General features: G+C 64.2%; 30 protein-coding genes. 25 read left to right on the top strand and 5 right to left on the bottom strand.

Going from position 1 to position 25,419, the window contains the following annotated elements:
- Positions 1 to 224: 224 nt before the first annotated feature.
- The 15 genes from fliE (N511_RS0114065) (at position 225) to N511_RS0113995 (ending at position 12,358) form a co-directional block, all read left to right on the top strand.
- Positions 225 to 566, top strand: a complete 342-nt coding sequence (gene fliE / locus N511_RS0114065; RefSeq protein ID WP_027679898.1) for a flagellar hook-basal body complex protein FliE — start codon at positions 225 to 227, stop codon at positions 564 to 566.
- A gap of 37 nt (positions 567 to 603) precedes the next feature.
- Positions 604 to 1,713, top strand: a complete 1,110-nt coding sequence (locus N511_RS0114060; protein WP_027679897.1) for a glycosyltransferase family 2 protein — start codon at positions 604 to 606, stop codon at positions 1,711 to 1,713.
- A 10-nt stretch (positions 1,714 to 1,723) separates the two neighbouring features.
- Complete coding sequence (gene rfbF / locus N511_RS0114055) at positions 1,724 to 2,497, top strand: glucose-1-phosphate cytidylyltransferase (protein ID WP_027679896.1); 774 nt, start codon at positions 1,724 to 1,726, stop codon at positions 2,495 to 2,497.
- Positions 2,482 to 3,588, top strand: coding sequence for a CDP-glucose 4,6-dehydratase (rfbG, locus tag N511_RS0114050; protein WP_027679895.1), 1,107 nt, complete (start codon positions 2,482 to 2,484; stop codon positions 3,586 to 3,588). Before rfbF ends, rfbG begins: the two co-directional genes overlap by 16 nt.
- Positions 3,585 to 4,178, top strand: a complete 594-nt coding sequence (gene rfbC / locus N511_RS0114045; protein ID WP_027679894.1) for a dTDP-4-dehydrorhamnose 3,5-epimerase — start codon at positions 3,585 to 3,587, stop codon at positions 4,176 to 4,178. The genes rfbG and rfbC overlap by 4 nt, the downstream gene beginning before the upstream one ends.
- Positions 4,175 to 5,326 carry a DegT/DnrJ/EryC1/StrS family aminotransferase gene (locus N511_RS0114040; RefSeq protein WP_027679893.1) on the top strand — a complete coding sequence of 384 codons (1,152 nt, stop codon included), beginning with the start codon at positions 4,175 to 4,177 and terminating at the stop codon, positions 5,324 to 5,326. The genes rfbC and N511_RS0114040 overlap by 4 nt, the downstream gene beginning before the upstream one ends.
- Positions 5,311 to 6,153 carry a phytanoyl-CoA dioxygenase family protein gene (locus tag N511_RS0114035; protein ID WP_027679892.1) on the top strand — a complete coding sequence of 281 codons (843 nt, stop codon included), beginning with the start codon at positions 5,311 to 5,313 and terminating at the stop codon, positions 6,151 to 6,153. Before N511_RS0114040 ends, N511_RS0114035 begins: the two co-directional genes overlap by 16 nt.
- A 2-nt stretch (positions 6,154 to 6,155) precedes the next feature.
- The gene (locus tag N511_RS0114030; protein ID WP_027679891.1) at positions 6,156 to 7,343 is read left to right on the top strand and encodes a class I SAM-dependent methyltransferase; all 1,188 of its coding nucleotides are present in this window, start codon (positions 6,156 to 6,158) and stop codon (positions 7,341 to 7,343) included.
- Positions 7,340 to 7,855: a GNAT family N-acetyltransferase gene (locus tag N511_RS0114025; protein ID WP_027679890.1), complete on the top strand. Its 516-nt coding sequence runs from the start codon at positions 7,340 to 7,342 to the stop codon at positions 7,853 to 7,855. Before N511_RS0114030 ends, N511_RS0114025 begins: the two co-directional genes overlap by 4 nt.
- Positions 7,852 to 8,565, top strand: coding sequence for a WbqC family protein (locus N511_RS0114020; RefSeq protein WP_027679889.1), 714 nt, complete (start codon positions 7,852 to 7,854; stop codon positions 8,563 to 8,565). The genes N511_RS0114025 and N511_RS0114020 overlap by 4 nt, the downstream gene beginning before the upstream one ends.
- Positions 8,562 to 9,836: a glycosyltransferase family 2 protein gene (locus N511_RS0114015; RefSeq protein ID WP_027679888.1), complete on the top strand. Its 1,275-nt coding sequence runs from the start codon at positions 8,562 to 8,564 to the stop codon at positions 9,834 to 9,836. Before N511_RS0114020 ends, N511_RS0114015 begins: the two co-directional genes overlap by 4 nt.
- 18 nt (positions 9,837 to 9,854) lie before the next feature.
- Positions 9,855 to 10,181, top strand: a complete 327-nt coding sequence (gene fliE, locus N511_RS0114010) for a flagellar hook-basal body complex protein FliE (protein ID WP_027679887.1) — start codon at positions 9,855 to 9,857, stop codon at positions 10,179 to 10,181.
- 155 nt (positions 10,182 to 10,336) lie between these two features.
- Complete coding sequence (locus N511_RS0114005) at positions 10,337 to 10,759, top strand: organic hydroperoxide resistance protein (protein ID WP_027679886.1); 423 nt, start codon at positions 10,337 to 10,339, stop codon at positions 10,757 to 10,759.
- Positions 10,760 to 10,835: 76 nt separating this feature from the next.
- Complete coding sequence (locus N511_RS0114000) at positions 10,836 to 11,279, top strand: MarR family winged helix-turn-helix transcriptional regulator (RefSeq protein ID WP_027679885.1); 444 nt, start codon at positions 10,836 to 10,838, stop codon at positions 11,277 to 11,279.
- On the top strand, positions 11,276 to 12,358 hold the full coding sequence (locus N511_RS0113995; protein WP_027679884.1) for a glycosyltransferase family 2 protein: 1,083 nt from the start codon (positions 11,276 to 11,278) through the stop codon (positions 12,356 to 12,358). Before N511_RS0114000 ends, N511_RS0113995 begins: the two co-directional genes overlap by 4 nt.
- Here N511_RS0113995 and N511_RS0113990 read toward each other — a convergent pair.
- The 4 genes from N511_RS0113990 to N511_RS0113975 all read right to left on the bottom strand — a co-directional run bounded on the left by N511_RS0113990 (position 12,352) and on the right by N511_RS0113975 (position 16,333).
- Positions 12,352 to 12,708 (bottom strand): flagellar protein FliT, encoded by a 357-nt coding sequence (locus N511_RS0113990; RefSeq protein ID WP_027679883.1) that lies wholly within the window; start codon positions 12,706 to 12,708, stop codon positions 12,352 to 12,354. The genes N511_RS0113995 and N511_RS0113990 overlap by 7 nt on opposite strands.
- 58 nt (positions 12,709 to 12,766) lie before the next feature.
- Positions 12,767 to 13,204: a flagellar export chaperone FliS gene (gene fliS / locus N511_RS0113985; protein ID WP_027679882.1), complete on the bottom strand. Its 438-nt coding sequence runs from the start codon at positions 13,202 to 13,204 to the stop codon at positions 12,767 to 12,769.
- A 60-nt stretch (positions 13,205 to 13,264) separates the two neighbouring features.
- A complete protein-coding gene (gene fliD, locus N511_RS0113980; protein WP_027679881.1) occupies positions 13,265 to 15,313 on the bottom strand; it encodes a flagellar filament capping protein FliD in 2,049 nt (682 codons plus the stop codon).
- A 198-nt stretch (positions 15,314 to 15,511) separates the two neighbouring features.
- Positions 15,512 to 16,333 (bottom strand): flagellin N-terminal helical domain-containing protein, encoded by an 822-nt coding sequence (locus N511_RS0113975; protein ID WP_027679880.1) that lies wholly within the window; start codon positions 16,331 to 16,333, stop codon positions 15,512 to 15,514.
- 406 nt (positions 16,334 to 16,739) lie between these two features.
- Between N511_RS0113975 and N511_RS0113970 the strand changes: the two genes are divergently transcribed.
- Positions 16,740 to 17,375: a LuxR C-terminal-related transcriptional regulator gene (locus N511_RS0113970; RefSeq protein WP_027679879.1), complete on the top strand. Its 636-nt coding sequence runs from the start codon at positions 16,740 to 16,742 to the stop codon at positions 17,373 to 17,375.
- 5 nt (positions 17,376 to 17,380) lie between these two features.
- Here the strand turns inward: N511_RS0113970 and N511_RS0113965 are convergent, their stop codons facing one another.
- Positions 17,381 to 19,117, bottom strand: a complete 1,737-nt coding sequence (locus tag N511_RS0113965) for a sensor domain-containing protein (RefSeq protein ID WP_027679878.1) — start codon at positions 19,115 to 19,117, stop codon at positions 17,381 to 17,383.
- A 513-nt stretch (positions 19,118 to 19,630) separates the two neighbouring features.
- Here N511_RS0113965 and fliL point away from each other — a divergent pair.
- From fliL to N511_RS0113920, 9 genes are all read left to right on the top strand, one after another.
- A complete protein-coding gene (gene fliL, locus N511_RS0113960; RefSeq protein ID WP_027679877.1) occupies positions 19,631 to 20,128 on the top strand; it encodes a flagellar basal body-associated protein FliL in 498 nt (165 codons plus the stop codon).
- 1 nt (position 20,129) lies between these two features.
- Positions 20,130 to 21,140, top strand: a complete 1,011-nt coding sequence (gene fliM / locus N511_RS0113955) for a flagellar motor switch protein FliM (protein WP_027679876.1) — start codon at positions 20,130 to 20,132, stop codon at positions 21,138 to 21,140.
- The gene (gene fliN / locus N511_RS0113950; protein WP_027679875.1) at positions 21,130 to 21,597 is read left to right on the top strand and encodes a flagellar motor switch protein FliN; all 468 of its coding nucleotides are present in this window, start codon (positions 21,130 to 21,132) and stop codon (positions 21,595 to 21,597) included. Before fliM ends, fliN begins: the two co-directional genes overlap by 11 nt.
- A 68-nt stretch (positions 21,598 to 21,665) precedes the next feature.
- Positions 21,666 to 22,067 carry a flagellar biosynthetic protein FliO gene (gene fliO / locus N511_RS0113945; protein ID WP_027679874.1) on the top strand — a complete coding sequence of 134 codons (402 nt, stop codon included), beginning with the start codon at positions 21,666 to 21,668 and terminating at the stop codon, positions 22,065 to 22,067.
- Positions 22,064 to 22,813, top strand: coding sequence for a flagellar type III secretion system pore protein FliP (gene fliP / locus N511_RS0113940; protein WP_027679873.1), 750 nt, complete (start codon positions 22,064 to 22,066; stop codon positions 22,811 to 22,813). The genes fliO and fliP overlap by 4 nt, the downstream gene beginning before the upstream one ends.
- Positions 22,814 to 22,832: 19 nt before the next feature.
- Positions 22,833 to 23,102 (top strand): flagellar biosynthesis protein FliQ, encoded by a 270-nt coding sequence (fliQ, locus tag N511_RS0113935; protein WP_004631435.1) that lies wholly within the window; start codon positions 22,833 to 22,835, stop codon positions 23,100 to 23,102.
- A gap of 33 nt (positions 23,103 to 23,135) precedes the next feature.
- On the top strand, positions 23,136 to 23,930 hold the full coding sequence (gene fliR, locus N511_RS0113930) for a flagellar biosynthetic protein FliR (RefSeq protein WP_027679872.1): 795 nt from the start codon (positions 23,136 to 23,138) through the stop codon (positions 23,928 to 23,930).
- Between the two features lie 85 nt (positions 23,931 to 24,015).
- Positions 24,016 to 24,744, top strand: coding sequence for a 3-ketoacyl-ACP reductase FabG2 (locus N511_RS0113925; RefSeq protein WP_027679871.1), 729 nt, complete (start codon positions 24,016 to 24,018; stop codon positions 24,742 to 24,744).
- On the top strand, positions 24,744 to 25,406 hold the full coding sequence (locus tag N511_RS0113920; protein ID WP_027679870.1) for a hypothetical protein: 663 nt from the start codon (positions 24,744 to 24,746) through the stop codon (positions 25,404 to 25,406). Before N511_RS0113925 ends, N511_RS0113920 begins: the two co-directional genes overlap by 1 nt.
- Positions 25,407 to 25,419: the final 13 nt, after the last annotated feature.

The following is a 25,419-nucleotide window of genomic DNA, read 5'->3' as shown; positions in this document are numbered from 1 at the left end:
TCCGTGGTTGCCATTATCGGCAGCGGGTGCGCAAGCAAATTGCCAAGAAGAGGGCCTTTTCCCGTTCTTTTGGGCGCTTGGGAACGGCGGCCGGGCGGCTACCTTTGCATCACCGTGGCGCCATAGCGACCAGCCGGCCCGGGCGGAAAGCGCCCAGGAAAGCCGGCCCAGGCAGCCAAGCAGCGGCGCCGCAAGCAATACGAGCAAAGAGGAGTTGACTTCACATGGATATTACGAACGCCAATTCAGTGGTCTCGCTGATGAACAGCGTGCTGGCGCCCTCCACCAAGGTGGGCGGCATTGGCGCGGGCGGCGCCGCCTCCGGCGACGACGCCAAGGTCAGCGTCGACTTTGGCGCGGTGCTCAAGTCGTCGCTGGACCGGGTGGATGCCTCGCAGCAGAAGGCCGAATCCGTCTCGCGCAGCTTCGAAATGGGCAACAACGACGTGGATCTGCATGACGTGATGCTCTCGCTGCAGAAGGCCAACATCGACATGCAGACGGCGGTGCAGGTGCGCAACAAGTTTGTCTCGGCGTACCAGAGCATCATGAGCATGTCGATTTGACGTCACTTCTATAGATTCACTTTTTTCTTCGCGCCGCATGTCCAAACACGCCAAACACCGCGCCAAGCCCGCCCGGGGCAGTCTTGCGCTGGTCGTCATCGCCCGCGACGAGGCTGCCTGCATCGAGCGCTGCCTGATGAGCGCCAAGCCGCACGTCGATCGCATGATCGTGCTGGACACCGGCTCGACCGACGACACCGTGGCGATCGCCAAGGCGTGCGGCGCCCAGGTGCACCATTTCACGTGGGTGGACGACTTTTCGGCCGCCCGCAACGCCGCGCTGGCCGCCGCCAATGCGGACTGGAACCTCGTGCTGGACGCCGACGAATGGATCGAGGCCGGCACGGACGAGCTGCGCGACGCCTGCACCTTCGGCCCATTGCTGGGCGTGGTGTGCATCCGCAGCGGGTTTGAAGTCTCGGGCAAGGTGGAGCAATCCAACAGCTGGATTGCGCGCCTGCTGCCGCGCGGCGTGCGTTACAAGGGCCGCATCCACGAGCAGCCCGATGCCGACCTGCAGCGCGTTCGCCTGCCGCTGGTGATCGGCCACGACGGCTACCTGGACGTCAAGCTCGAGAAGAAGCGCGGGCGCAACCACACCCTGCTCCAGCTCGAACTGGCCGCGCGTCCGGACGATCCGTACGTGCTCTACCAGCTCGGCAAGGATTTCCAGATCAACCAGGGCGACGCCGCCCAGGCCGCAGAGTATTACCGCCGCGCCGTGGCGACGGCACCCAAGCAGTCGCCCTATCGGCACGACCTGTGTATCTGCCTGCTCGCGTGCCTGAGCCAGACCGGACAACTCGACGAGGCCATCACCCTGGCCGGCGAGTGGATGGACGAATGGTCGGGCTCGCCGGACTACTTCTACCTGCTCGGCCATCTCATGTTTGAAGCCGCTGCCAAGCACCCGGCCGAGGCCGAAAAACAATGGCTGCCGATGGCGGAAAACGCCTTCCTGAAGTGCCTGGAGATTGGCGAGCAGCCCAAGCTGGACGCCGCCGTATTCGGGCGCGGCAGCTTTGCCGCCGCAAAGTACCTGGCGCTGACCTACCGCGCCCTGGCCGACACGCTGGCCATCAAGTCGAACCAATATTCCGACCTCGCGCGGCAGATGCAGGAACGCAGCGCAGTCGCCGCCGCATGAGTACGCAATCATGAAGACAGTCATCCTGGCCGGGGGCCTCGGCACGCGCATCAGCGAAGAATCGCACCTGCGGCCCAAGCCGATGATCGAGATTGGTGGCCGCCCGATCCTCTGGCACATCATGAAGATCTATGCCGCCCACGGCATCAACGATTTCATCATCTGCCTCGGTTACAAGGGCTACGTCATCAAGGAGTACTTCGCCAACTACTTCCTGCACATGTCGGACGTGACGTTCGATATGTCGAAGAACGAAGTGACCGTGCACGAGCGCCATGCCGAGCCGTGGCGCATCACGCTGGTCGACACGGGCGAACAATCGCAGACCGGCGGGCGCCTGAAGCGCGTAGCCGCCTACCTGGACCCGAACGAGCCGTTCTGCTTCACCTACGGCGACGGCGTGTCGGACATCGACATCACGAGCAAGATCGCCTTCCACCGCGCACACGGCAAGATGGCCACCGTGACGGCCGTGCAGCCACCGGGCCGCTACGGCATGCTCCAGCGCGACGGCGCACGCGTGACCGGCTTTACCGAAAAGCCGCCCGGCGACGGCGGCAGCTGGATCAACGGCGGCTTCTTCGTGCTCAATCCGTCCGTCATTGAATACATCGCGAGCGAAGACACGCCGTGGGAAGGCGCACCGATGGCGCGCCTGGCCGAGATGGGCGAACTGAACACGTTCGAGCATCACGGCTTCTGGCAGCCGATGGACACGCTGCGCGACAAGAACAGTCTGGAAGCCCTTTGGCAAGCGGGGAGTGCACCGTGGAAAAAGTGGTGACGCTCGACCCCCGTGCGTGGGCAGGCAAGCGCGTCTTCCTGACCGGGCACACTGGCTTCAAGGGCAGCTGGCTGGCACTGTGGCTGCGCCAGCTTGGTGCCGATGTGACCGGCTACAGCCTGGCGCCCGAAACGCACCCGAATCTCTTTACGCTGGCGGAGGCGGAATCCGCCTTGGCCGGCCACACGCTGGGCGATATCCGTGACGCGGATGCCTTGCGTGCCGCCATGACCGCGGCGAGACCCGACGTGGTGTTTCACCTGGCCGCGCAACCGCTGGTGCGTGCGTCGTATCAGGACCCGGCCGGCACCTACGCCACCAACGTGATGGGCACGGTGAACGTGCTGGAAGCCGCGCGCGCCTGCGCCGGCCTGTCGGCCATCGTGGTGGCCACCACCGACAAGTGCTACGACAACCGCGAATGGGCCTGGGGCTACCGCGAGACCGACGCACTCGGCGGCCATGATCCGTACAGCGCGTCCAAGGCTTGCGCCGAACTGGTGGCCGCAAGCTACCGGCGCGCGTTTTTCGCCAACGGCCCGCTGCTGGCCACCGGCCGTGCAGGCAATGTCATCGGCGGTGGCGACTGGTCGGAAGACCGCCTTATTCCCGATGCCGAGCGCGCGATGCGTGCCGGTACGCCGCTGGTCATCCGTTCACCGCACGCCACGCGGCCGTGGCAGCACGTTCTGGATTGCCTGCATGGGTATCTGGTGCTCGCGCAACGGCTGCTGGCCGGTGACGCCGCGTGCGCGACCGCCTGGAACTTCGGCCCGGACAGCGCCGCCACGCGCACGGTCGAACAGGTCTTGCAAGGCTTGCAACACCATTGGCCCGCGCTGATCTGGCAACTGGACGCCAATGCCGCCGCCGGCCGCCATGAAGCCGGCATGCTGCATCTCGACGCCAGCCGGGCACGGCAGCAACTGGGCTGGCAGACGGCGTGGCCGTTCGAGACCGCGCTGGAACAGACCGCCGCGTGGTATCGGCATCTGCATGAAAACACCGCGGATGCGCGCACGCTGTGCGACCAGCAGATCGACCGCTTCACCGCCGCCGCGTCCGCTGCCACACGCAGGAGCGCCGCATGAGCCGCTTCGCCATCCAACCGACGCCGCTGGCCGGCGTGGTCGAAATCAACCGCAAGGTAATCGGTGACCATCGCGGCTACTTCACGCGCTTCTTCTGCGCAGACGAACTGGCCGCCGCCGGCTTTGACAGCCCGATCGCGCAAATCAATCACTCGTATTCCGCCAAGCGCGGCACCGTGCGTGGGCTGCATTTTCAGTACCCGCCGCATGCCGAGATCAAGCTGGTGAGTTGCGTGCGCGGCCGCGTGTTCGACGTGGCCGTTGACCTGCGTGCAGGCTCGCCGACGTTCCTGCAATGGCATGCGGTGGAGTTGTCCGCCGACCGCCACAACAGCTTGCTGGTGCCGCGCGGGTTTGCCCACGGCTTCCAGGCGCTGGAAGACGATTGCGAGCTGCTGTATCTGACCTCGACGCCGTACGCGCAAGCCGCTGAAGACGGTCTCAACCCGACCGACAGCCGGCTCAACATTGCCTGGCCGCTCGACATGACCGAATGCTCCGACCGGGACCGCAACCATCCGCCGCTGACCGACGCGTTTGCGGGCATCACGTTGCGCGCCCAGAATCCTGAACTGCAGGAACAGCCATGACCCAGAAAATTCTGTACTCCAAGCCGTCGATCACCGAGCTGGAAGTCGAATACGCCACCGACGCCGCACGCAACGGCTGGGGCGACCAGTGCTACGCCTACATCAACCGCTTCGAAAAGCAGTTTGCGGAATTTGTCGGCACGCAGTACGCCATTGCCACCTCAAGCTGCACCGGGGCCATGCACATGGGCCTGGCCGCGCTCGGCATCGGCGCCGGCGACGAGGTGATCCTGGCCGACACGAACTGGATCGCCACGGCATCGCCCATCACTTACGTGGGCGCGACGCCGGTGTTTGTCGACATCCTGCCCGACACATGGTGCCTGGACCCGGCGCTCGTGGAAGCAGCCATCACGCCGCGCACGAAAGCCATCATCGCCACGCACCTCTACGGCAACCTGTGCGAGATGGACCGCCTGCTGGACATCGGCAAGCGCCACGGCCTTCCCGTCATCGAGGACGCGGCGGAGGCTGTGGGCTCGCGCTGGCACGGCCACGCAACGGGTTCGCAAGGCATCTTCGGCACGTTCTCGTTTCATGGCACCAAGACCATGACGACGGGCGAAGGCGGCATGTTCGTCACCAACGACCGCGCGCTGTACGACCGCGTCATGACGCTGAACAACCATGGCCGCGTGCCGGGCGGCAAGCAGTTCTGGTCCGACTTCATCGGCTTCAAGTACCGCATTTCCAACGTGCAGGCCGCCATCGGCTGCGCGCAGCTTGAGCGCATCGACGCGCTGGTTGCCCGCAAGCGCGAGATCTTTGCCGAGTATCAGGTGCACCTTGGCGGCGTTGCCGGCCTTGCGCTCAACCCCGAGGCACCCGGCACGCTCAACAGCTACTGGATGCCCACCGTCGTGTTCGACGAAGCGCTGGGCATTACGCGCGACGGGCTGCTGGCCGCGTTCTCGCGGCGCGGCATCGATGCACGCGTGTTCTTTTATCCGCTGAGCCAGACGGAATTGTTCGGCACGTCCGAGGCCACCGCGCGCCGCAACGCACCCAACAGCTACGCCATTGCCGAGCGCGCCATCAACCTGCCGTCGTATCACGACATGTCGAGCGAGAACATCGCGACGGTGTGCAACGTGGTGCTCGATCTCGTGAAAGCCCACCAGGAGACGCTGACATGCCTGGCATCCTGAACCCCGACCAGATCGAGACCTTCCAGCGCGACGGACTGCTGATCCTGCGCGACTTCTACGCGCCGTCGCAGGTCGAGCCGATCCAGCGCGCCATCTACGACATCATCGGTCTGGTGATCGACAAATACCGTCTCGACATCGACCGCGCACCGTTTGCGCCGGAACGGTTCGACGACGGTTATCAGGCGGTCATCAAGGCCAATCGCAAATACGGCGCCGAGGTGTATGACGCCGTCAAGCAGATCCCCGCGTTTGTCCGCCTGCTGGGCGACGAGCGCCATGAGCAGCTCGTTCGCAGCGTGCGCCCTGGCGCGCTGCCGGGCATTGCGCACGCGGGCTCCGGCATCCGCATCGACAACCCGCGTGAAGAGAAATTTCGCGCCAACTGGCATCAGGAATATCCGGCCCAGTTGCGCAGCCTGGACGGCGTGGTGTTCTGGAGCCCGCTCGTCGAAATCACGCCCGAGATCGGGCCGGTGGAGTTCTGCCCCGGCTCGCACGTCGAAGGCCCGCTGCCCGTCTTCAGCGCGGACCCGGACAACGCGGGCAAGCAAGGCGCCTACGCATTGTTGATCAAGGACGAGGCGAGCTACCTCGCGCGCTATCCGCACGTGCAACCGCTGACCAAGCCGGGTGACCTGGTGATGGTCGACTTCCTGGTGCTGCACGCCTCGGGACACAACACGAGCCAGCGTTCGCGCTGGTCGATGCAGTTCCGCTACTTCAATTTCTGCGAGCCGACCGGGCGCTCGCACGGTTGGAAGGGTTCGTACGCCAACGGCGTCGACTTCCGTACCGTCCACCCCGAACTCTCCGTGGAAGCCTGACCATGACCCAAGCTGCACTGCCCTGCAATGTCTGCCAGCAGCCGCTGGCCGAGCCGATTTACCGCGCGGCGCCGCAAAGCTCGCTGTCTTCCCTGCGTCGTGCCATGGACGGCACGCTGGAAGTGTTCTGCTGCGCCGCGTGCGGCCACATCCAAACCGCCGAGCTGTGCGACAACGGCAGCTTCTACGACACCGAGTACGACATCCTCGTCAACAGCGAGGAAGAAGATCAGATCTATGCGGTCGAAAACGGCCAGAAGATCTTCCGTGCCGATCACCAGGTCGCCACGTTCCAGCGCAAGCTGGCCTTGCAAGGTGCGCTGCATGAGGGCGCGCGTGTAGTCGACTTCGGCTGCGCAAAGAGCGCCACCATGCGCCTGCTCAAGCAGCAGCGCCCCGACGTGAACGTCCATCTGTTCGACATCAGCGACCGCTACGTCGGCTTCTGGGAAAAATTCCTGAGCCCCGAACAATGGGCGACGTACACGATCCCGACGGCATGGCAGCGTTCTTTCGATGTCGTCAGCTCGTTCTTCTCGCTCGAACACATCCCCGACCTGACGACGGCGCTGCACAACATTCACGGGTTGCTGCGCGATGGTGGCGTGCTGTACGCGATCGTGCCGAACACGTTCACCAATTCGGTGGATTTTCTGGTGGCGGATCACGTCAACCATTTCACGCACACGTCGCTGCAGACGCTGCTGGCCAACCACGGGTTTGACTTGCTCGAGGCGGACGCGAACAGCCACCGTGGCGCGTTCGTCGTAACCGCCGTACGCCGTCCTGGCGACAGCAAAGTCGCGCCGGTGCTCGATGCGCAAGCATTGGCCGACACGCAGAGCGCCGCTCGCAAGCTCGCCCACTTCTGGCAACAGGCCTCCAGCCATCTGACGGACTTTGAAGCGCAGCACGGCAGCGCCCCCGCCGTCATTTACGGCGCGGGTTTCTATGGCGCCTACACGGCAAGCAACCTGCAACAGCCGCATGCCCTGCGCGCGTTTGTCGATCAGAACCCGTACCTGCAAGGGTCCTCCCTGGCGGGCAAACCGGTGGTGGCGCTGGACAGCATTCCGGACGAAGTCGAAGTGGTGTACCTGGCCGTGAATCCGGTCATTGCCGATGAAGTGCGGCACACCGTGGAAGCCGCGTATCCGAATCGCTTCCGCTATTTCCGCTTCCAGCCATGATCGCGCGCGGCTCCCTCGTCCTTCGGGAATGGCGCGAGAGCGACATCGCCCAACTGCTGCCGCTGCGCAACGATGTGCCGACGCAGCTGCAACTCATGACGCGTCCGCGGCCCAACTCGGCCGCGAGCGTGCGCGACTGGCTGATCGCAAAATCGAAGCAGAGCGACCTGGTGCTCTTCGTCATTGCCAGCCAGGCAGATGACAGCGTACTGGGCTACCTGCAGCTGAACCACATCGATGCGGTCAACCGACACGCTTCGCTTGGCATCTGCCTGGCGTCATCCGCGCAAGGCAAGGGCCACGGGCGGGCCGCATGCGAAGCCGCGTTTGCCTACGCCAGCGAAACGCTGTGCCTGCGCAAGATCACGCTGGAAGTGCTGGCCGAAAACACGCGCGCCATCGCGCTGTACGAGAAGCTCGACTTCCGCACCGTCGGCACGTTGGCCGGCCACTACCTGCAAGACAACCGCTGGCACGACGTTGTCCTCATGGAACGGATGCTCGCGTCATGAAGGTCGTGATCACACAACCGATGCTGTTCCCGTGGGTCGGTCTGCTCGAGCAGATCATGCTGGCCGACGTGCTCGTCAATTACGCTGACGTTCAGTTCTCCAAGGGCAGCTTCACCAACCGCGTGCAGATCAAGGAGCCCGCCGGCACGCGCTGGATGACGGTGCCGCTGGAGAAGTTTCACCTCGGTGCGCGCATCGACGAAGTCAAACCCGCCACCAACGTCGACTGGCGAGCGCAGCATCTGCGCATGCTGGAGCAGGCCTACGAGGCCGCGCCGCATGCAAGCGACATGCTGGCGCTCGTGCGCTCCGTGTACGAAGCCGACTACACCAACATGGGTGCGCTGGCACTGGCGTCCATGCGCGCGGTGTGCCGCTACCTGGGCATCGAGCTGGACCGCAAGTTTGTCGACGCGCCGGAGCTGGACATTCCCGGGCGCAACACCGACCGCGTGCTCGCCATCGTGAAGAAGCTGCAAGGCGACACCTACATCACCGGACACGGCGCCAAGAACTACCTGGCCCACGCCGATTTCGAGCAGCAAGGCGTTGCCGTCGAATACATGAACTACGCCATGCGGCCGTATCCGCAATTGCATGGTGCGTTCACCCCGTTTGTCAGCAGCCTGGACCTGATTGCCAATCATGGCCCGGCCGGCAAGCAGTACATGTGCCCTCAGACCCTCCACTGGCGCGAGTTCATCCAATGAGTGAAATCGAAGCAATCCAACCCGAAGCGCCGCAAGACGTGGCGCCCGTGAAGCAGGCGGAGGTCATCCAGCAGGTTGCGCTGAGCGTCTGCATCCCGACCTACAACCGCGCCCGCTATCTCGAGAATCTGCTTGCAGAACTCGTCTCGCAGATCGGCGAGCTGAAGTTCAGCTACGAATTGCTGATCGGCGACAACTGCTCGACCGATGCCACCGAAGAAGTCGTGGGCCGCTACCAGGACAAGCTGAACATCCGGTATTTCCGCCGCCCGTCGAACCTCGGCTCGGCAGAAAACCTGAACCAGCTCTATCGCAGCGCGCAGGGCAAGTACGTGCTGTATCACGCCGACGACGACCTGCCGATCTTGGCCGAGATCAACAACAACATCGACATCTTCGAGCGCAACCCGGGCGTGGATGTCATCTTTGCGCCGTGGTTCATTCACGACCTGCCGACGCGGCAGGACGTCACGATGTTCTATCGCCAGGACGACAACTACCTGATCGAGCAGCACGACTACGCCAAGCTGCTGGCGCTGGTGTTGTCGCACCACCTCTTTCCGGAGATCTACCTGGCGCGCCGCGAGGTGATGGACCGCATCTACTTCAGCGCGCCCGAGCCTGCGTTCTACGCGTTCGTGCATGCGGCGGAAATGCTCGGCTCCAGCGCGGTGTACTTCAGCAAGACGCCGTTCTATCGCTCGGTCTCGCGCTACTTTGCCGACGAGACCCGCGCGCAGGCCGGCAACGAAGAAGTGAAACACGCGTGGGACCGCTATCGCGGCGGCCTGGAATACCTGTTCGGCAAGTTCTCGCACACGCTGCCGGCTGCCGAGCGCCCTGAATGGCTGAACGCCATCAACCAATTCGTGCTGGCACGCATGAAGGTGGCGCTGCGCCTGCGCACGCATGAAGGCGGCAATTGGATCGACAACTACTACATCGCCAACCGCGTCCGCGCGCTGGGCGAAGTGTCCGATCTGCCGGCGCCGTATGACCTGTACCGCGTCAATGCCGCGTTCGAATACGTGACCAAGCTCGATCCGTTCAAGCCCGAGCCGCCGAAGTACGCTACCTTGCGCCGCGCACCGTTGCAGGTCTTCCACCACGCGCACGGCTTTGCCGACACCGAGCTTCTGGTGCTCGACGACGATGACGCCATTCCGCACCACACCATCGTCGTCACGCCGATCCCGATGGACATTGCGGTGCCGGCGGGTCGTGAAGTCCGCTTCGTGTCGGAACTCGAAACGCTCGCCAAATTTCCCTGAGTCACTGGTCACACCCACATGGATCTCTCCAACGCTCATTCCGTGGTCTCGCTGATGAACAGCGTGCTGGCGCCCTCCACTGTCGGCGGCAGCACCGCCAGCGGCGAAACAGGCAAACCCAGCGTCGACTTCGGCTCCGTGCTCAAGTCGTCGCTGGACCGCGTCGACGCTTCACAGCAGAAGGCCGAATCCATTTCCCGCAGCTTTGAAATGGGCAATAACGACGTCGACCTGCACGACGTCATGCTCTCGCTGCAGAAGGCCAACATCGACATGCAGACGGCCGTGCAGGTGCGCAACAAGCTGGTCTCGGCCTATCAAAGCATCATGAGCATGTCGATCTGACATCACGCTGCCCCGCCCTTTTCCCCGTCGCGGAGAAGGGTTTCGGGTTCCTCTTGTCATTTATATTGCACACAATATAATTGCATCATCGATTTCTAGATCGATCTCCCGGCCGACATGTCGCCGACCGGGTTTCCCCATAAGAGGACCCGACCATGAAGACGCTTTACCAGACACAAGTCACCGCTGAGGGCGGCCGCGCCGGCCATGTTCGCAGCGCCGACGGCACGCTCGACCTGCCCCTCTCGCTGCCGCGCGAACTGGGCGGCGCAGGCGGTGCGGCCACCAATCCTGAGCAACTGTTTGCCGCCGGTTATGCGGCCTGCTTTGAAAATGCAGTGCTGCATGTGGCACGTGCCAAGCAGATCAAGCTGGCGTCGACATCGGTCACGGCCACGGTCGGCATCGGCCCGCGGGAAGACGGCGGCTTTGCGCTGACGGTGTCGCTGTCGGCCACCCTGGGCGGCGTCGATCAGGCGACGGCTGAAGCGCTTGTGGCTGCGGCGCATGGCGTATGCCCCTATTCGCATGCCGTCCGTGGCAATATTGACGTCCAATTGAACACGGTCACGCGCTGAGCCTCTCGCTCAGCCCTGTTGGGCCGACGCGGCACTCGCCGCTCGAGCGCCAGGCCGTTCCCCCCGGGAGTTTTCCGTGAACGACGTGCTGGCGCTCGATCAGCAGCTCTGCTTTCCTTTGTATGCCGCCGGCCACTTGCTGACGCGCCTCTACCGCCCGCTGCTCGATGAACTGGGCCTGACCTATCCCCAGTACCTGGTGATGCTGGCGTGCTGGCAGCAGGCGCCCTGCGCAGTGGGTGACCTCGGCCGCACGCTTTACCTCGATACGGGCACCCTTACACCGCTGCTCAAGCGGCTTGAAGAACAAGGCCTCGTCACCCGCACACGCGATCCCGATGACCAGCGCCGCGTCGTCATCGAGTTGACCGAGGCCGGCCGCGCCTTGCGCGAGCGTGCCGCCAAGGTGCCCGAAGCCCTGGCCTGCAAGATTCCGCTGGAATTGGACGAGATCGGCGCCACGCGCAACGTGCTGCGCAAGCTGCTCGACGCACTGGCCACAGCGGACGATCGCGAATGAGCGCACCGTCCGCTTCCGCCGACCTGGCGCTGGTTGTCATCGCCCGCAATGAAGCCGCCAGCATTGCGCGCTGCCTGCTCAGTGCCAAGCCGTTTGTCGATCGCATGATGGTGCTGGATACGGGGTCGACTGACGACACCGTCGCCATTGCGCAGTCGTGCGGCGCACTTGTCAGCCACATGGCGTGGACGAACGACTTCTCGGCCGCGCGCAACACGGCGCTGCAGGCCGCCAATGCCGACTGGAACCTCATCCTCGACGCAGACGAATGGCTGGAAAGCGGCGGCGAGCACCTGCGCACGCTCGGCGGCGCGGAGCCGTCCGTCGGCGTGGTGTGCGTCAAGAACGATACCGATGCAACCGAATCCGCCAGCCAGTTGATTGCGTGGATTCCGCGGCTGCTGCCGCGTGGCGTGCACTACACGGGGCGTATCCATGAGCAGCCGGTGTCGTCCTTGCCGGCGACGCGCGTGCCGATCGTGGTGCGCCACGACGGCTATACCGCGGCCAAGATGCAGAAGAAAGGCGAGCGCAATACGCAACTGCTGCTCGATGAACTCGCGCATCGGCCGGACGATCCGTATGTGCTGTATCAGCTCGGCAAGGAAACCGAGCTGCATCACGAAGACTACGCAAAGGCCGCGACGTACTACGCGCGCGCCTTCAGCCTGGCGCCGGCAGATGCGCCGTACCGCCGCAACCTGGCACTGCGTTATGTGTACAGCCTGGGCAAGGCCGACCGCGTTGACGAGGCACTCGCGCAAGGCGACGTCGCCATCCAGACGTGGCCGGACTTTCCGGATCTGTGCTTTGCGCTGGGATTGGTCTTGCTGGATGCGGCGGCCAAGCACCCTGACGAGGCAGGCGTGCGGTGGCTACCGTTGGCAGAACAGGTCTTCAACCGCTGCCTGGAGATCGGCGATCAGCCGGAGATGGACGGCAGCGTCATCGGCCGGGGCAGCTTCCTCGCTGCGCAGCAACTGGCGATCGTGTACCAGATGCAGAGCCAAGCGCTCGCACGCAAGTCCGAGCACTATCTGACGCTGTCAAAACAGCTGCAAGACGCGTCGTCTCAATAACGCGCCATGCTGCCGTAGGCGTTGCTTGCGGTGGTGGCGCGGCGCGCCGTGTCGATGCGCTTCTGCAGGCGGTCCAGGCGCGGATACACCATGGCGCGCACGCGTGCGTCATCTTCCAGAATGCGCACGAGCAGCGTGCGCTTGCGCTCCACGTCTGCGCGCGAGAGCTGCGGATGCGGCTCGGAACGGCGCAGCGCATCCACATAGGCGGCGCTTTCGCGTTCCAGCGTACTGACGACTTCCCAGTTACCCACTTCGGCCGCGCTGACCATTTCAGCGGTCAGGCGCGCAATGGCTTCGTAGCAGGTGAACAGACTTTCGCTGTCCTTGATCGGGATGTTGCGGTGCATAGTGGCTCCAGTTGGGCCGAATTCAGTCAAAGGTCGCCTGACTACAAACGACCGGCAATCAGCTCACAACGCTCAGGTGGCTGTTTGCCACGGCGGCAGCCGGTTGGCCGGTCTGGCCGATGGCAAGCCACGCATCCTGCAGCGGGACCAGCAAAGCATCCACCTCGGCGAGGATCGTCAGATCGTTGGTGCCGTTGGCCACCAGCAGGCGGCGCAGCATGTAGTCGTACAGCGTATTCAGTTGCACGGCGATGTCGCCGCCGCGCTGGTGGTCCAGGCTGGCCTGCAAGCCCTGACCGATGATCGAGATGGCTTTGTCGAACGCCCGCACCTTGGCCAGCACGTCGCCGCGCTGGATGGCGGCGCTCGCGAGGTTGATGGCGGCGCGCGCGCCTTCAAACAGCATGGCGATCAGGCGGTGCGGATTGGCGTCAACCACGGACGTCTCGATGCCGACTTGCGCATAGGCACCGATGGCACGGCGTGCAGCGTACATGGAAAAGGTCCTCGCTGTAGTCTGTTTTGTTTTGGGTTGTGCTCTAAACCTAAACGCGGCTTAGTTGTTGCTCGAAGTCTGCTTTGCAATCGCCGCGAGCTGCGTCGTCAGGTAATTGCTGGTGTTCGTCATGCTGGCCACCGCAGCGGACAGCGCGTTGAACTGCGTGTAATACAGCGCCTGCTTGTTATCCAGGCGCGTCTTCATGGCGGTGATCTGGTTGGCCAGCGAGGTCAGCGAGCTGTTGATCGAGTCGGTCTCGTTCTGCACCATGCCGCTGGAAGACAGCAGATTGGTCATCACCGTGTTGAGCTGGGCGGCGTAACCGCGCTGGACCGTGACCGTGCCGCGGGCGCCCAGCGGGCCACCGGCAATCTGCACGCTCAGGCCGTCGGTGGCGGAACCGGCGATCCCATACAGGTTCTGCCCCGAACCCGTCGCAGCCACGCCGTTGATGGTGCCCTGGACATCCACACCGTTGGTGGCCGTCGGGCTTGCGCCGAAGAGCGACGAAGCCCCCGCGCCCGAGACCGACACCGCCGACACCGAGCCGAACTGGCTGTCGGTAATGCTCAGCACGCCGCTGGCATTGGCCGACACCGATGCGTTGACCTTGGCGTTCTGCAGCGTGGTCGATGCGTTGATCTGGCTTTGAATCTGCGCAGCCAGCGTCGTCGCGGTGTAGCTGCCGGCCGCCAACGTCACGTTGACGGACATGCCGCTGATGTTGAACGCGAGCGTGTCGTTCACACCCGCGGTGATGGTCGTATTGGCAGCCGCTGAACCCGTGAGCGTGCCCTGCGTGGCGAGCTGCGTCACATTGACGGCATAGCTGCCGGCCTGCGTGGAATTCGAGAACGTCGGCACGCTGACAAGCGAATCGGTGGCCGTGCCGGTACCGGCAAACAAGCCGGCCACCTGGCTGGGCGACTTTGCAATGGCAGCCGACAGTTTGGTGTTGTCCACCGACAGCGTCCCGTCGGAATTCATCGTCACGCCCACGCTGCCCAGCGACTGGTAATTGCCGTTGCCGACCGCCTGGCCCAGCACGTCGGTAATCTGGTTGATCAGCGTCTTGGTACTCACATCGCCAGCCAGGGGGCCGTTGTTGGCACTGTTGGCGGTGTCGATGTTGGTGAGCGAATTCAGTTGCGTGCGCAGCGCGTTGTAGCCGTTCACGAAGTTGGTGACGGCGGTGGTGGTGGCGGTCGGATCGTTGGCCACGGTCACGTTGGTGCTGCCTGTCTTGGACAGCGTGAACGACGTGCCATCCACCACGTTCGACAACGTGTTGGTTGGGCTTTGCACGGCAATGCCGTTGATGGTGGCCAGGGCATTCTGGCCCGTGGTCACCTCGGTCATGTTCTGCGTGCCGGCCGGGTCTTGCGAGAGCAGCGATTGCAGCGTCGAGTCGCCCGACACCGAAATCTTCATCTCCGAGCTGGAACCGCCCGCGGTGGACGTCAGCACCAGACGGTACGGGCTGCCGCTGCCGTCGTTGACGATGCTGGCCGAGACGCCCAGGTTGGCCGAATTGATCGCATCACGGATGCCGGCAAGCGTGTTGTTGGACGAATCGATCGTGATCGAGCCGCCGGCGAGGTTGCCGTTCTGCGTGAACGTCGAACCGGTGTACTTGCCGCCGGAAAGCGAGCCGCCCGACACCGCGCCGAACGAGAACGAAATCGTGGTCGATGCGCCGCTGCCGATGGCGGTCGTGGTGGACGTCTGCCCCTGCGCCGCCAGCACCTGCGATTGGGCAAGCTGCGTGACATTGACGGCGTAGGAACCGGCAGGCGCCGAGCCCGTCACCGATGCACTCAGCATCGAGGTGTCGTAGCCGCTGGCCTTCATGGCGCTGTAGTTCGATGCACTGGTCAGGCTCGACAGCGCAGTCTGGAAGGTCGACAGCGCACTCTTGAGCGTGCCCACCGCCGACAGCTGCGTCTGGTACGAGCTTTGCTGCGTCTGCAGCTGCGTCAGCGGCTGGCTTTCCACCTTCATGAGGCTGGTCACCAGCGAGTTGACGTCGATGCTCGTCCCGATGCCGGGAATGGAGATCGGCGGAACGTAGTTGCTGGTCGAGGAGGTGGTAGTGGTAGTCGCCATGATCGGGTCCGATAAGCATCTGCGCCGGCGGAAGTCTCTCTACACAACGGCACGGGCTGCCGCTTCTTTAGGGCACGTTATGCAGGCGCCACCCACGAAAAAGGGGGGTATCCGACAAAAGAAAAAAGGCCGACGCCCCGAGGAGCGCCGGCCCTTGGCCCAACCGCCGGAGCGGCTGGACTGCATCCAACTGCCTGATTAGCCCTTCAGCAGGCTCAGGATGCTGTTCGGTGCCGAGTTGGCTTGCGCCAGCATCGCCGTACCCGCTTGCTGCAGGATGTTCTGACGGGTCATGTTCGACGTTTCCGAAGCGTAGTCGGTATCGACCATGGCCGACTTTGCAGCCGACAGGGCGGTGTTCGACGAGGTCAGCGTGTTGATCGTCGAGCTGAGACCGCTTTGCTGTGCACCCAGGTCAGCGCGAGCTGCCTTCAGGCTGGCCAGGTCGGCGTCGATCTTGGCCTGGGCTGCCGTTGCGTTGGCGGTCGAGGTCACGCTCGTGCTCGACAGCGTACCGAAGCTGGCCAGGTTGGCGTTGGTCACGGTAGCGACGTCGGTCGACGAGTTTTGGCCGTACTGGAACGTGGTCGAGGTGACCGAGCCGTCGAACAGCTTGGCGCCGTTGTAGTTGGCGTTGGTCTCGATGTTCTTGTTGGCCGTGGCCAGCTGTTGGTATTCCTTGTCCAGGTTGGCCTGGTCGGTGGTCGACAGACCGCCGTTGTTGGCTTCCACAGCCAGTTGGCGCATACGTTGCAGGTTGTTTTCAACCTGGCCCAGGTACGAGTCGGCCGTTTGCAGGTACGACTGTGCGTTGTTGGCGTTCTGGATACCTTGGGTTTGCGAGTTCAGCGTGGTCGTCAGGCTGGAAGCCACAGCGTAAGCAGCGGCATCGTCCTTCGCGCTGTTCACACGCAGGCCGGTCGACAGACGTTGCAGCGACGTTTGCAGAGCGGACTGCGATTGCGACAGAGCTTGCTGCGTTTGCAGGGACGAGATGTTGGTATTGAGGCTGAGGGACATGACGGCTCCTAAGTTTCCCGATGGTTTGTTGCCCGTGTTTGCTAATTCCGGCTAGGCCGGGCAACGTGACCTGCAACTTGAAGGGGATCAGGTCTGCGTTGTACTCAGGTTATCGGTGGCCTCTGAGGAAAGTTTAGGGTCGCCTTGACAAATTTGTGCGTCGGCGGCGGTTTGGGCTTGCGGCCGCCTGACTTCCGACACCCCTCCAAAAGAGGCGGTGCGCCTGCTTCTTGGCCGGCAGGCCCTCGGCTATACTCGTTCGACCAGTTCATAGGCGCCTGCATCTCTCTATATAGAGCGCCACACACGGCACAGATGGGGAGTTGCAAGCCCGCCAGTCGGCCCAAGGCCTGCCGGCGGAAAGAAGAGCTCGAAGCGAGCCCGCGTTTGACCCGCAACACCCACCATGCTCAATGTCCTGATCGTCGAACCGCACGATATCGCCCGTGTCGGCCTGCGCCAGATCCTCAAGGATTCGCGCCTGGCCCGCCAGATCGAGGCCGTGCCGGACCTGCGCGATGCCAACAACGACCTCCTCGCCCAGCGCGAGTGGGACGTCATGCTCTTCTCGGTGGAATCGGCCACCGGAGACGAATTCCAGACGATCAAGTCCGTGCGTCAGCAGCATGCCCGCCTGGCGGTGCTGGCACTGGGCCGGCACCCCGAGGCGCTGCTGGCCGTGCGGGCGCTCAAGGCGGGCGCCGCCGGCTATCTGCCGATGGACGCCAGCCAGCCGCAGCTGCTGGCGGCCGTCAACGCCATCTCCAAGGGCAAGAAATACCTGCCTTCGGATCTCGTGGAAGTCCTGGCCGACAACCTGAACGTCGACTGGGACAAGCCACGCCACGACATCCTCTCCGACCGCGAATTCCAGACGCTGCGCATGCTGGGCTCCGGCCGCACGCTCGGCGAGATTGCCGAGGCACTGCAGATCAGTGTCAAGACAGTGAGCGTGTATCGGGGCCGGGTGCTCTCAAAGATGAAGCTGCGCAACAACGCCGAGCTGACCATGTACGTCGTCAGCAACGGCTTGCAGATCTGAGCACGCTATAAGAATCGCGGAACACGCTCGCCATAACGGCGGGCGTTCTCGCGCACGAGGTCCTGCACGGCTGCCGGTTCCAGCGGCCGCGTCAGCAGATAGCCCTGAAACTCGTCGCAGCCGACTTCGCGCAGGAATTCAAGCTGGCCGGTGGTCTCCACGCCTTCGGCCACGGTCTTCATGCCCATGGCCTGGGCCATCATGATGATGGCCCGCGTGATGGCCGCGCGCTCGGCCACGTGCGGCAGGTCCTGCACGAACGACCGGTCGATCTTCAGCGTATCGATCGGGAAGCGGTGCAGATACGACAGCGATGAATATCCGGTGCCGAAATCGTCCAGCGCCAGCGATACCCCCATCGCCCGCAGTTCGGTCAGCAGCGCATGCAAGGACGGATCGTCGCGAATCAGAATGCCTTCGGTCATCTCCAGCTCGACCGCGTTGCCGGGCAAGCCGCTGGTCGAAAGCGCGCCACGCACCATGCCGCTCAGCTGCCCGGAACTGAATGCCTGGCCCGAGAGGTTGATCGACATGCGCAAGTCCGGCAGCCCGATGCGGCGCCAGCGTGCAAGCTGGTCGCAGGCGGCACGCAGGATCCAGCGGTCGATCTCGACGATGAGGCCGGTTTCTTCGGCGTCCTGAATGAACTGGCCGGGCATCATGCGGCCGAAATCGGCCGAGTTCCAGCGGATAAGCGCTTCCACGCTGACGATGCGGCCGCTGCGCACATCCACGCGCGGCTGGTAGTCGGCATAGAACTCGTTGCGGTCGCTCGCCCGGCGCAGGCCCGATTCAATGCGGAAGCGGCGCGAGACGCGGTCGTCCAGGTCGCTGGTAAAGGTTTGGAAGTTGTTCCGCCCACGCTCCTTGGCCAGGTACATGGCGGCGTCGGCCTTGCGCAGCAGCGTGTTCGGATCGTCGCCGTCGTGCGGTGCCACGGCAATGCCGATCGACACGCCCAGATACAGCTCTTGCCCTTCGATATGGAACGGCGCGCTGATGGCCGAGAGGATGCGCTCGGCCACGCGCCGCGTGCCCAGGCCATCGAGCGCTTCGAGCATGACGACAAATTCATCGCCGCCCAGGCGCGCAACGGTGTCGGCCTCACGCGCGCAGGCCTGCAGGCGGGCTGCCACTTCACGCAGCAGCATGTCGCCAAACTGGTGGCCCAGCGTGTCGTTGACGTTCTTGAAACGATCCAGGTCGAGGAACATGACCGAGACGCGGGAGCGGTTGCGGCGCGCAAGCGCCAGCGCGTGCTCCAGGCGATCTTCCAGCGCGGAACGGTTCAGCAAACCGGTCAGCGTGTCGTGCGTGGCCAGATGCCGGATGCGCTGCTGCGCTTCGCGGATCTGCGTGATGTCGACCAGCGACACCAGCACCGAATAGGGCGTCGCACCGGCTTCCGAGGCCCGCGGCGTGGCCGTCATCGAATGGCCGCCGTCGGCATACAGCGGCGTCCAGTTGCTGGAAACCCACACCGTGCGGCCATCCACGCAGTGCATTCCGAAAATCTGGTTCAACTGCGGCTGGCCTTCGGCGATCACGTCCTGATCGGGCCAGTCGGCTTCGTGGATGGACGCGTCGAATTCGTCCACGGCGGAAGTCACCACCGTGGGCAGCAGGCGCCCCACCAGGGCATCCACCGGCAAACCCAGCAGCCGCGCGGCGCTCGGGTTGGCATAGGTAACGCGGCGATCCACCCCGCACACGAGGATGCCCTCCGTCAGCGCGTTGACCATCGACAACAGGTCAAGCTTCGGGCAGAAGCCCGGCGGCGCGCCGCGCGCAGGACAGTCGGCCGGCAAGCCATCGGCATCGACGAGCGCAAGGTCAACACGGGTGGAAAAGGGCAAGGAACTCAAGGCGGCTTCCGGCAAGGCAACGCGGGTATGCAGGGCCGGAACGTGCCGGCGCCTTCCTTCATTACAACGGCAAGCGCCGGCAAATCTTTCGGGCCAACGTCACTTTTTGGCGTGACCCCGCGCCCGTGCGGCTGGTAATGCACTAGGCGAAGGCTACTCGCCCTATAAAAGTGCGCTGTAAATTACTTTTAGCGATACCGACGTGCCCCCGCCTGTATCGCAAACGCCCGAGATAAGCGGGATTGACCGCGTTTCTTGCTGGAATGAGCTGGACAGAGGTGGGGAAGAATGCCATCCGAGAACCCGACTTTGTGCGCTGCGTTGTTTTACGGTGTCTTGCGCGACGCGAGCCGGGAAAGTCCACCCCCCCTTAGTCCCCGAGTGATCCCCATGGCCGAAGCCGCTGCCGCCACTACCGCCCCCGCCCCCGCAAAGGGCGGCTCCACCAAGCTGCTGCTGATCATCCTGATCGTGCTCCTGCTCGTCGGCATGGGCGGCGCCGCTGCCTGGTTCTTCCTCGGAGGCGGCAATCACGCCGCATCCGGCCCCGCCGCACCGCCCAAGCCGAAACAGCCGGTGTTCGTGGCCATGGAAACCCTGACCGTCAACCTGCAGCCCGAAGAGGGCAACGACCGCTACCTGCAGATCGGCATCACGTTCAAGAGCTTCGACAAACATGCCGAAGAAGAGATCAAGGCCTATACGCCCGAGTTGCGCAGCAAGGTCCTCATGCTCCTGGCCAGCAAGACGCCCACCGAGCTGTACCCGGCCGACGGCAAGGTCAAGCTCGCCAAGGAAATCGTTGAACTGTGCGAACAGGTCTTCAAGGCTGTCGGCAAGGAATCGCCGGTGGCAGACGTCTTGTTCACCAACTTTGTGATCCAGTGACATGCTCAAGGAAGAGTTTCTTTCCCAGGAGGAAATCGACGCGCTCCTGAAGGGCGTGTCCGACGACGCGGACGACGACCCCGTCGAAGCCGCCGATCCCTCGGGCATACGCTCGTACAACCTGGGCTCGCAGGAGCGCATCGTCCGTGGGCGCATGCCCACGCTGGAAATCATCAACGAGCGGTTCGCGCGCAACTGGCGCATCGGGCTGTTCAACTTCATGCGGCGCAACGCGGAGATCTCCGTCGGGCCGGTGAAGGTGCAGAAGTACAGCGAGTTCATCCGCAACCTGGTGGTGCCGACCTCGCTCAACCTTGTGCACGTCAAGCCGCTGCGCGGCACGGCGCTGTTCGTGTTCGACCCCAACCTGATCTTCCTGGTGGTCGACAACCTGTTCGGCGGCGACGGCCGCTTCCACATGCGCGTGGAAGGCCGCGACTTTACGGACGTCGAGCAGCGCATCATCCAGCGCATGCTGCACCTCGTCTTCGAGCACTACGCCAAGGCGTGGCAGCCGGTCTACCCGATCGATTTCGAATTCCTGCGCATGGAAATGCACACGGAATTCGCCAACGTGGCCACGCCCAATGAAGTGGTGATCACCACCAGCTTCAGCATCGAGCTGGGCAGCAACGGCGGCGACGTGCATATCTGCATGCCGTACACCATGATCGAGCCGATCCGCGACCGGCTGACTTCCGCCATCCAGGGCGAAGCGCTGGAAGTGGACAAGCGCTGGCTGCGGCTGCTGTCGCAACAGGTGCAGACCGCCGAGGTGGAGCTGATTGCCGACCTCGCGACGGCCAAGGTGCAGGTGTCCGACATCCTGAACATGAAGGTGGGCGACGTCATTCCGCTGGAGCTGGATGACTGCGTGACCGCCAAGGTAGACGGCGTGCCCGTCATGGAATGCAACTACGGCACGTTCAACGGCCAATACGCACTGCGGGTCAACCGCATGCTGAATATGAGCGGCAGCGAGGCTGCCACGGAGTCTGACGATGACAACTGAACCGACCATGAACCCCGAAGCCAACGCCGACGACGTCGATGTCGAGATGACGATGGAAGAGGCCATGGCCCTGGAAGCAGCACAACGCGCTGCCGCCAACCCGAACCCGGTTGCCAACCCGCCCGCGGCAGCCGCCACGGAGGCCAGCCCGGTGTTCAAGCCCCTGACGGCCGACGGCCTGGGCAACGCCCAGCGCAACGACATCGACATGATCCTGGACATCCCCGTGCAGTTGACGGTGGAGCTGGGTCGCACCAAGGTGCCCATCAAGAACCTGCTGCAGCTTGCGCAGGGTTCGGTGGTGGAACTCGACGCGCTGGCCGGTGAGCCGATGGATGTCCTTGTCAACGGCTACCTGATCGCCCAAGGTGAAGTGGTGGTGGTCAACGAGAAGTTCGGTATCCGCCTGACCGACATCATCACGCCGTCGGAACGTATCCGTAAGTTGAACCGTTAAGCCACACAAGTACGCCGTCAATCGGCACCCTGACAGCAACCAATGCTCCCCCCGGGCAAGGTGTTGAAATGAACCATGCAGTGGATTGGGCCCGCACCCTAGGCGGGCTGTTTGTAGTGTTGGCGATGATCGTGGCGGCCGGCTGGCTGCTGCGCCGCCTGCAGCAGCGCGCAGGCATGGGCCCCGCAGGCTTGGGCCGGCGCCGCGGCCAGGTGATCACCGTGGTCGCACAGCAGATGCTGGGCGCGCGCGAAAAGGTCGTCGTCGTCGATGTGGAAGGCACATGGCTCGTGCTGGGCGTCACGCAGCAGCACGTGCAGACACTGCACACGCTGCCGCGCCCCGCTGAAGCCGCTTCCACTCCGGACGATCCATCCGGCGACGGCACATCCGGCCCGAGCAAGCCGCCCCGCTTTGCCGATGCACTGTCCATCCAGCTCAAGCGTCACCTGACGGGGAAGTCGGAATGAACGTGCGTACCTTCCTCCGTTGCCTGATTGCGTTGGCGCTCCTGGGCGCTGCGCCCGCCGTGTTCGCACAGGCGCAACCCGGTCTGCCGCTGCTCACAGGCACCGCCGGCGGCCAGAGCTATTCGCTGCCCGTGCAGACGCTGGTCTTCCTGACGTCGCTTGGGTTTCTGCCGGCCATCATCCTGATGATGAGCAGCTTCACGCGCATCATCATCGTGCTGTCATTGCTGCGCCATGCGCTGGGCACGCAAACCACGCCGCCCAACCAGGTGCTGATCGGGCTGGCGCTGTTCCTCACGTTCTTCGTCATGTCGCCGGTGCTCGACAAGGTGTACACCGACGCCTACGTGCCGCTGCGTGACAACAAGATCACCGTCGAGCAGGCCATGGACACGGCCGCCACGCCGCTGCGCCAGTTCATGCTCAAGCAGACCCGCGAGCCCGACCTCGCCCTGTTCGTCAAGATGGGCAACATGCCGGCCATTGCCTCGCCGGAGCAAACGCCCATGCGTGCACTCATTCCAGCCTTCGTCACGAGCGAGCTGAAAAGCGCGTTCCAGATCGGGTTTGCCATCTTCATCCCGTTCCTGGTGATCGACATCGTGGTAGCGGCCGTGCTGATGTCGATGGGGATGATGATGGTCACGCCGTCGATCTTCTCGCTGCCGTTCAAGATCATGCTGTTCGTGCTGGTGGATGGCTGGCACCTGCTGCTGGGCTCGCTGGCCCAGAGCTTTGTGCAATGAGCGTCGATAGGAAACCGACATGACACCCGAGTACGTTCTCGATATGGCCCGTCAGGCCATGCAGGTCGCCATGATGGTGGGCGCGCCGATGTTGCTGGTGTCGCTCGTGGTCGGCCTGCTGGTGGCGGTGTTCCAGGCTGCCACGCAGCTCAACGAGCAGACGCTGTCGTTCATCCCCAAGCTGCTGGCCGTGGCTGCCACGATGGTGCTGGCCGGCCCGTGGATCGTCGCGGTAATCGTCGACTACACGCGCGGCGTGCTGACCAACATCCCCAACTACGTGAATTGACGTCAGCAAGCTGACGCAGCCGCGCAATCCACGATGATCCAATTCACCGCCACGCAGCTCAACGGCTGGATCGCCATGTACTGGTGGCCGCTCGTGCGCGTGCTGGCGTTCATCGCCATTGCACCGCCGTTTGCCAATACCGAGATCCCAACGTCGATTAAGGTGGCCTTCGGCGTGGTCATCACGGTGGCGCTGGCGCCCATGCTGGCGGTGCCCGCAGGCGTGTCGGTGGGCTCCTATGAAGGGCTGTGGATCACGCTGGTGCAGGTGTTGATCGGGCTGGCGTTGGGCTTTTGCGTGCAGCTCGTGTTCTCGGCCGTCAGCGGTGCGGGCGAGGTGATGTCGGTGCAGATGGGCCTGGGCTTCGCATCCCTGCTCGACCCGACGCAAACCGAGAGCAGCATGCTGCTCGGTCGCTTCCTCAGCCTCACGGCCGTCACCGCCTTCATTGCCGGCGACGGGCATCTCGTGCTGCTGCACGCCTTGTTCGACAGCTTTACCGCCCTGCCCGTCTCGGCGGCGCCACTGGGCAACCCTGGCTGGCAGACGCTGGCCGGCGGCGGCACGATCGTCTTTGCGCTGGCCCTGCGCATCGCCCTGCCCATCATCGCGATCATGATGATCGTCAACCTCGGCTTTGCCGTGCTGTCCCGCACGGCGCAGGCGCTCAACCCGTTTGCCGTGGGCATCGCCGCCACGCTGGTGGTGGGGCTGATGCTGGTCATGGTGATGATGACGTCGCTGGCGCCGGTGGTGGAGCGGTCTGTGATGGATGCGCTGGACCTGGGTGGGCGGGCGTTCAGCCAGTTCAGCACCCTGCCTCGATAGGCAGCGCGCGCCGCCGCAGCAACGCCTGCCGCGCGTGCGATGATCGCGGTATTCCGCCGACCGATCTTCAAGGGAGTCTCACCACATGAGCCGCCGCGTTCTTGTGACGGGTGCCAGCCGCGGCATTGGCCGCGCCATCGCCTACCAACTCGCCTCCGACGGGTTTGACGTGTCCGTGCATTGCCGCAGCGGCCGTGCCGAGGCCGACGCCATCGTCGCAGACATCCAAGCAAACAACGGCAGCGCCCGGGTGCTGCAGTTCGACGTGCGCGACCGCGCCGCCTGCCGCACCCAGCTCGACGCCGACGTTGAAGCCCACGGCGCCTACTACGGCATCGTCCTGTGTGCAGGCGTCACCCGCGACGCCGCCTTCCCCGCCCTGACCGACGAAGACTGGGACATCGTCCTCGAGACCGGTCTCGATGGCTTCTACAACGTCGTCCACCCGCTCACCATGCCCATGGTGCGTGCGCGCAAAGGCGGGCGCATCGTCACCATCGCCTCTGTTTCCGGGGTGATGGGCAATCGCGGGCAGGTCAACTACAGCGCCGCCAAGGCCGGGCTGATCGGGGCCACCAAGGCGCTGGCTGTCGAGCTTGCGTCGCGCAAGATCACCGTCAACTGTGTGGCGCCCGGGCTGATCGAAACGGACATGCTCGCCCACATGGAACACGTAGACCAAGCCCTGCAGGCCGTCCCGATGCAGCGGGTCGGACAGCCTGCGGAAGTGGCCGCGGTGGTCGGCTTTTTGATGTCTGATGCGGCGTCGTACGTCACGCGGCAGGTGATCGGCGTGAATGGCGGGATGGTGTGATGCGCAAGGCCACGCCGCTGGGCGCCGCGCCCACGCTCAAGCACCATTTCGCGCGCCGACTGGCGAGCCGCTTCGCGTTGCGCATGCATGTCGCCCTGATCGTGCTGTGGTCGCTGGCGTGGGGTGTGGCGTGCAACAAGCTGCTGCGCCTGGCGGGGCTCGATGCGCCCCCGGTGCGGTATGGCGTGGCAACGGTGGCCGCCTGGCTGGCCATGCTCGCCGCCTTCAAGCTTTGGCTCGCCTACGCCGGATTTACGCAACAGCGCCAGGTGCCGCGCGAGCACAGCGAGTGGGCCGCCGACACCGCTGACGCGGCGGTGGACCTGGCGTTCGATCTTCCGCTGCCGAGCGGTGGCGGGGCCGGCGCGGAGACCGTGGCCGAAGGCCTGGCACCGGCCGACGAATTCCTGCCGCTGGCGATCGTGATTGCGGTGGTTGTGGCGGTGGTGGCCGCATCGCTCGGTGTGCTCACGTACTTCTACACGCAAGGGCCCATGCTGTTGTCGGAAGCAGCGTTCGAAGTCTTGCTGGCGGGCGGGCTCATCCGCTCCGCGCGCCGCGCCAATGACGCAGACTGGCTGCGCACCGTGGTCGTCCGAACGGCCGTGCCCTGGTTGATCGTGCTCGGCTGCGCGATTGCGATCGGCCTGCTGCTGCGCTGACGGGCGCCTGTTT

The sequence above is a fragment of the Ralstonia sp. UNC404CL21Col genome (assembly GCF_000620465.1).
Lineage (GTDB): Bacteria > Pseudomonadota > Gammaproteobacteria > Burkholderiales > Burkholderiaceae > Ralstonia > Ralstonia flatus.
Note: the sequence above shows the minus strand (reverse complement) of the source record. Positions and strands in the feature narration are given on the sequence as shown.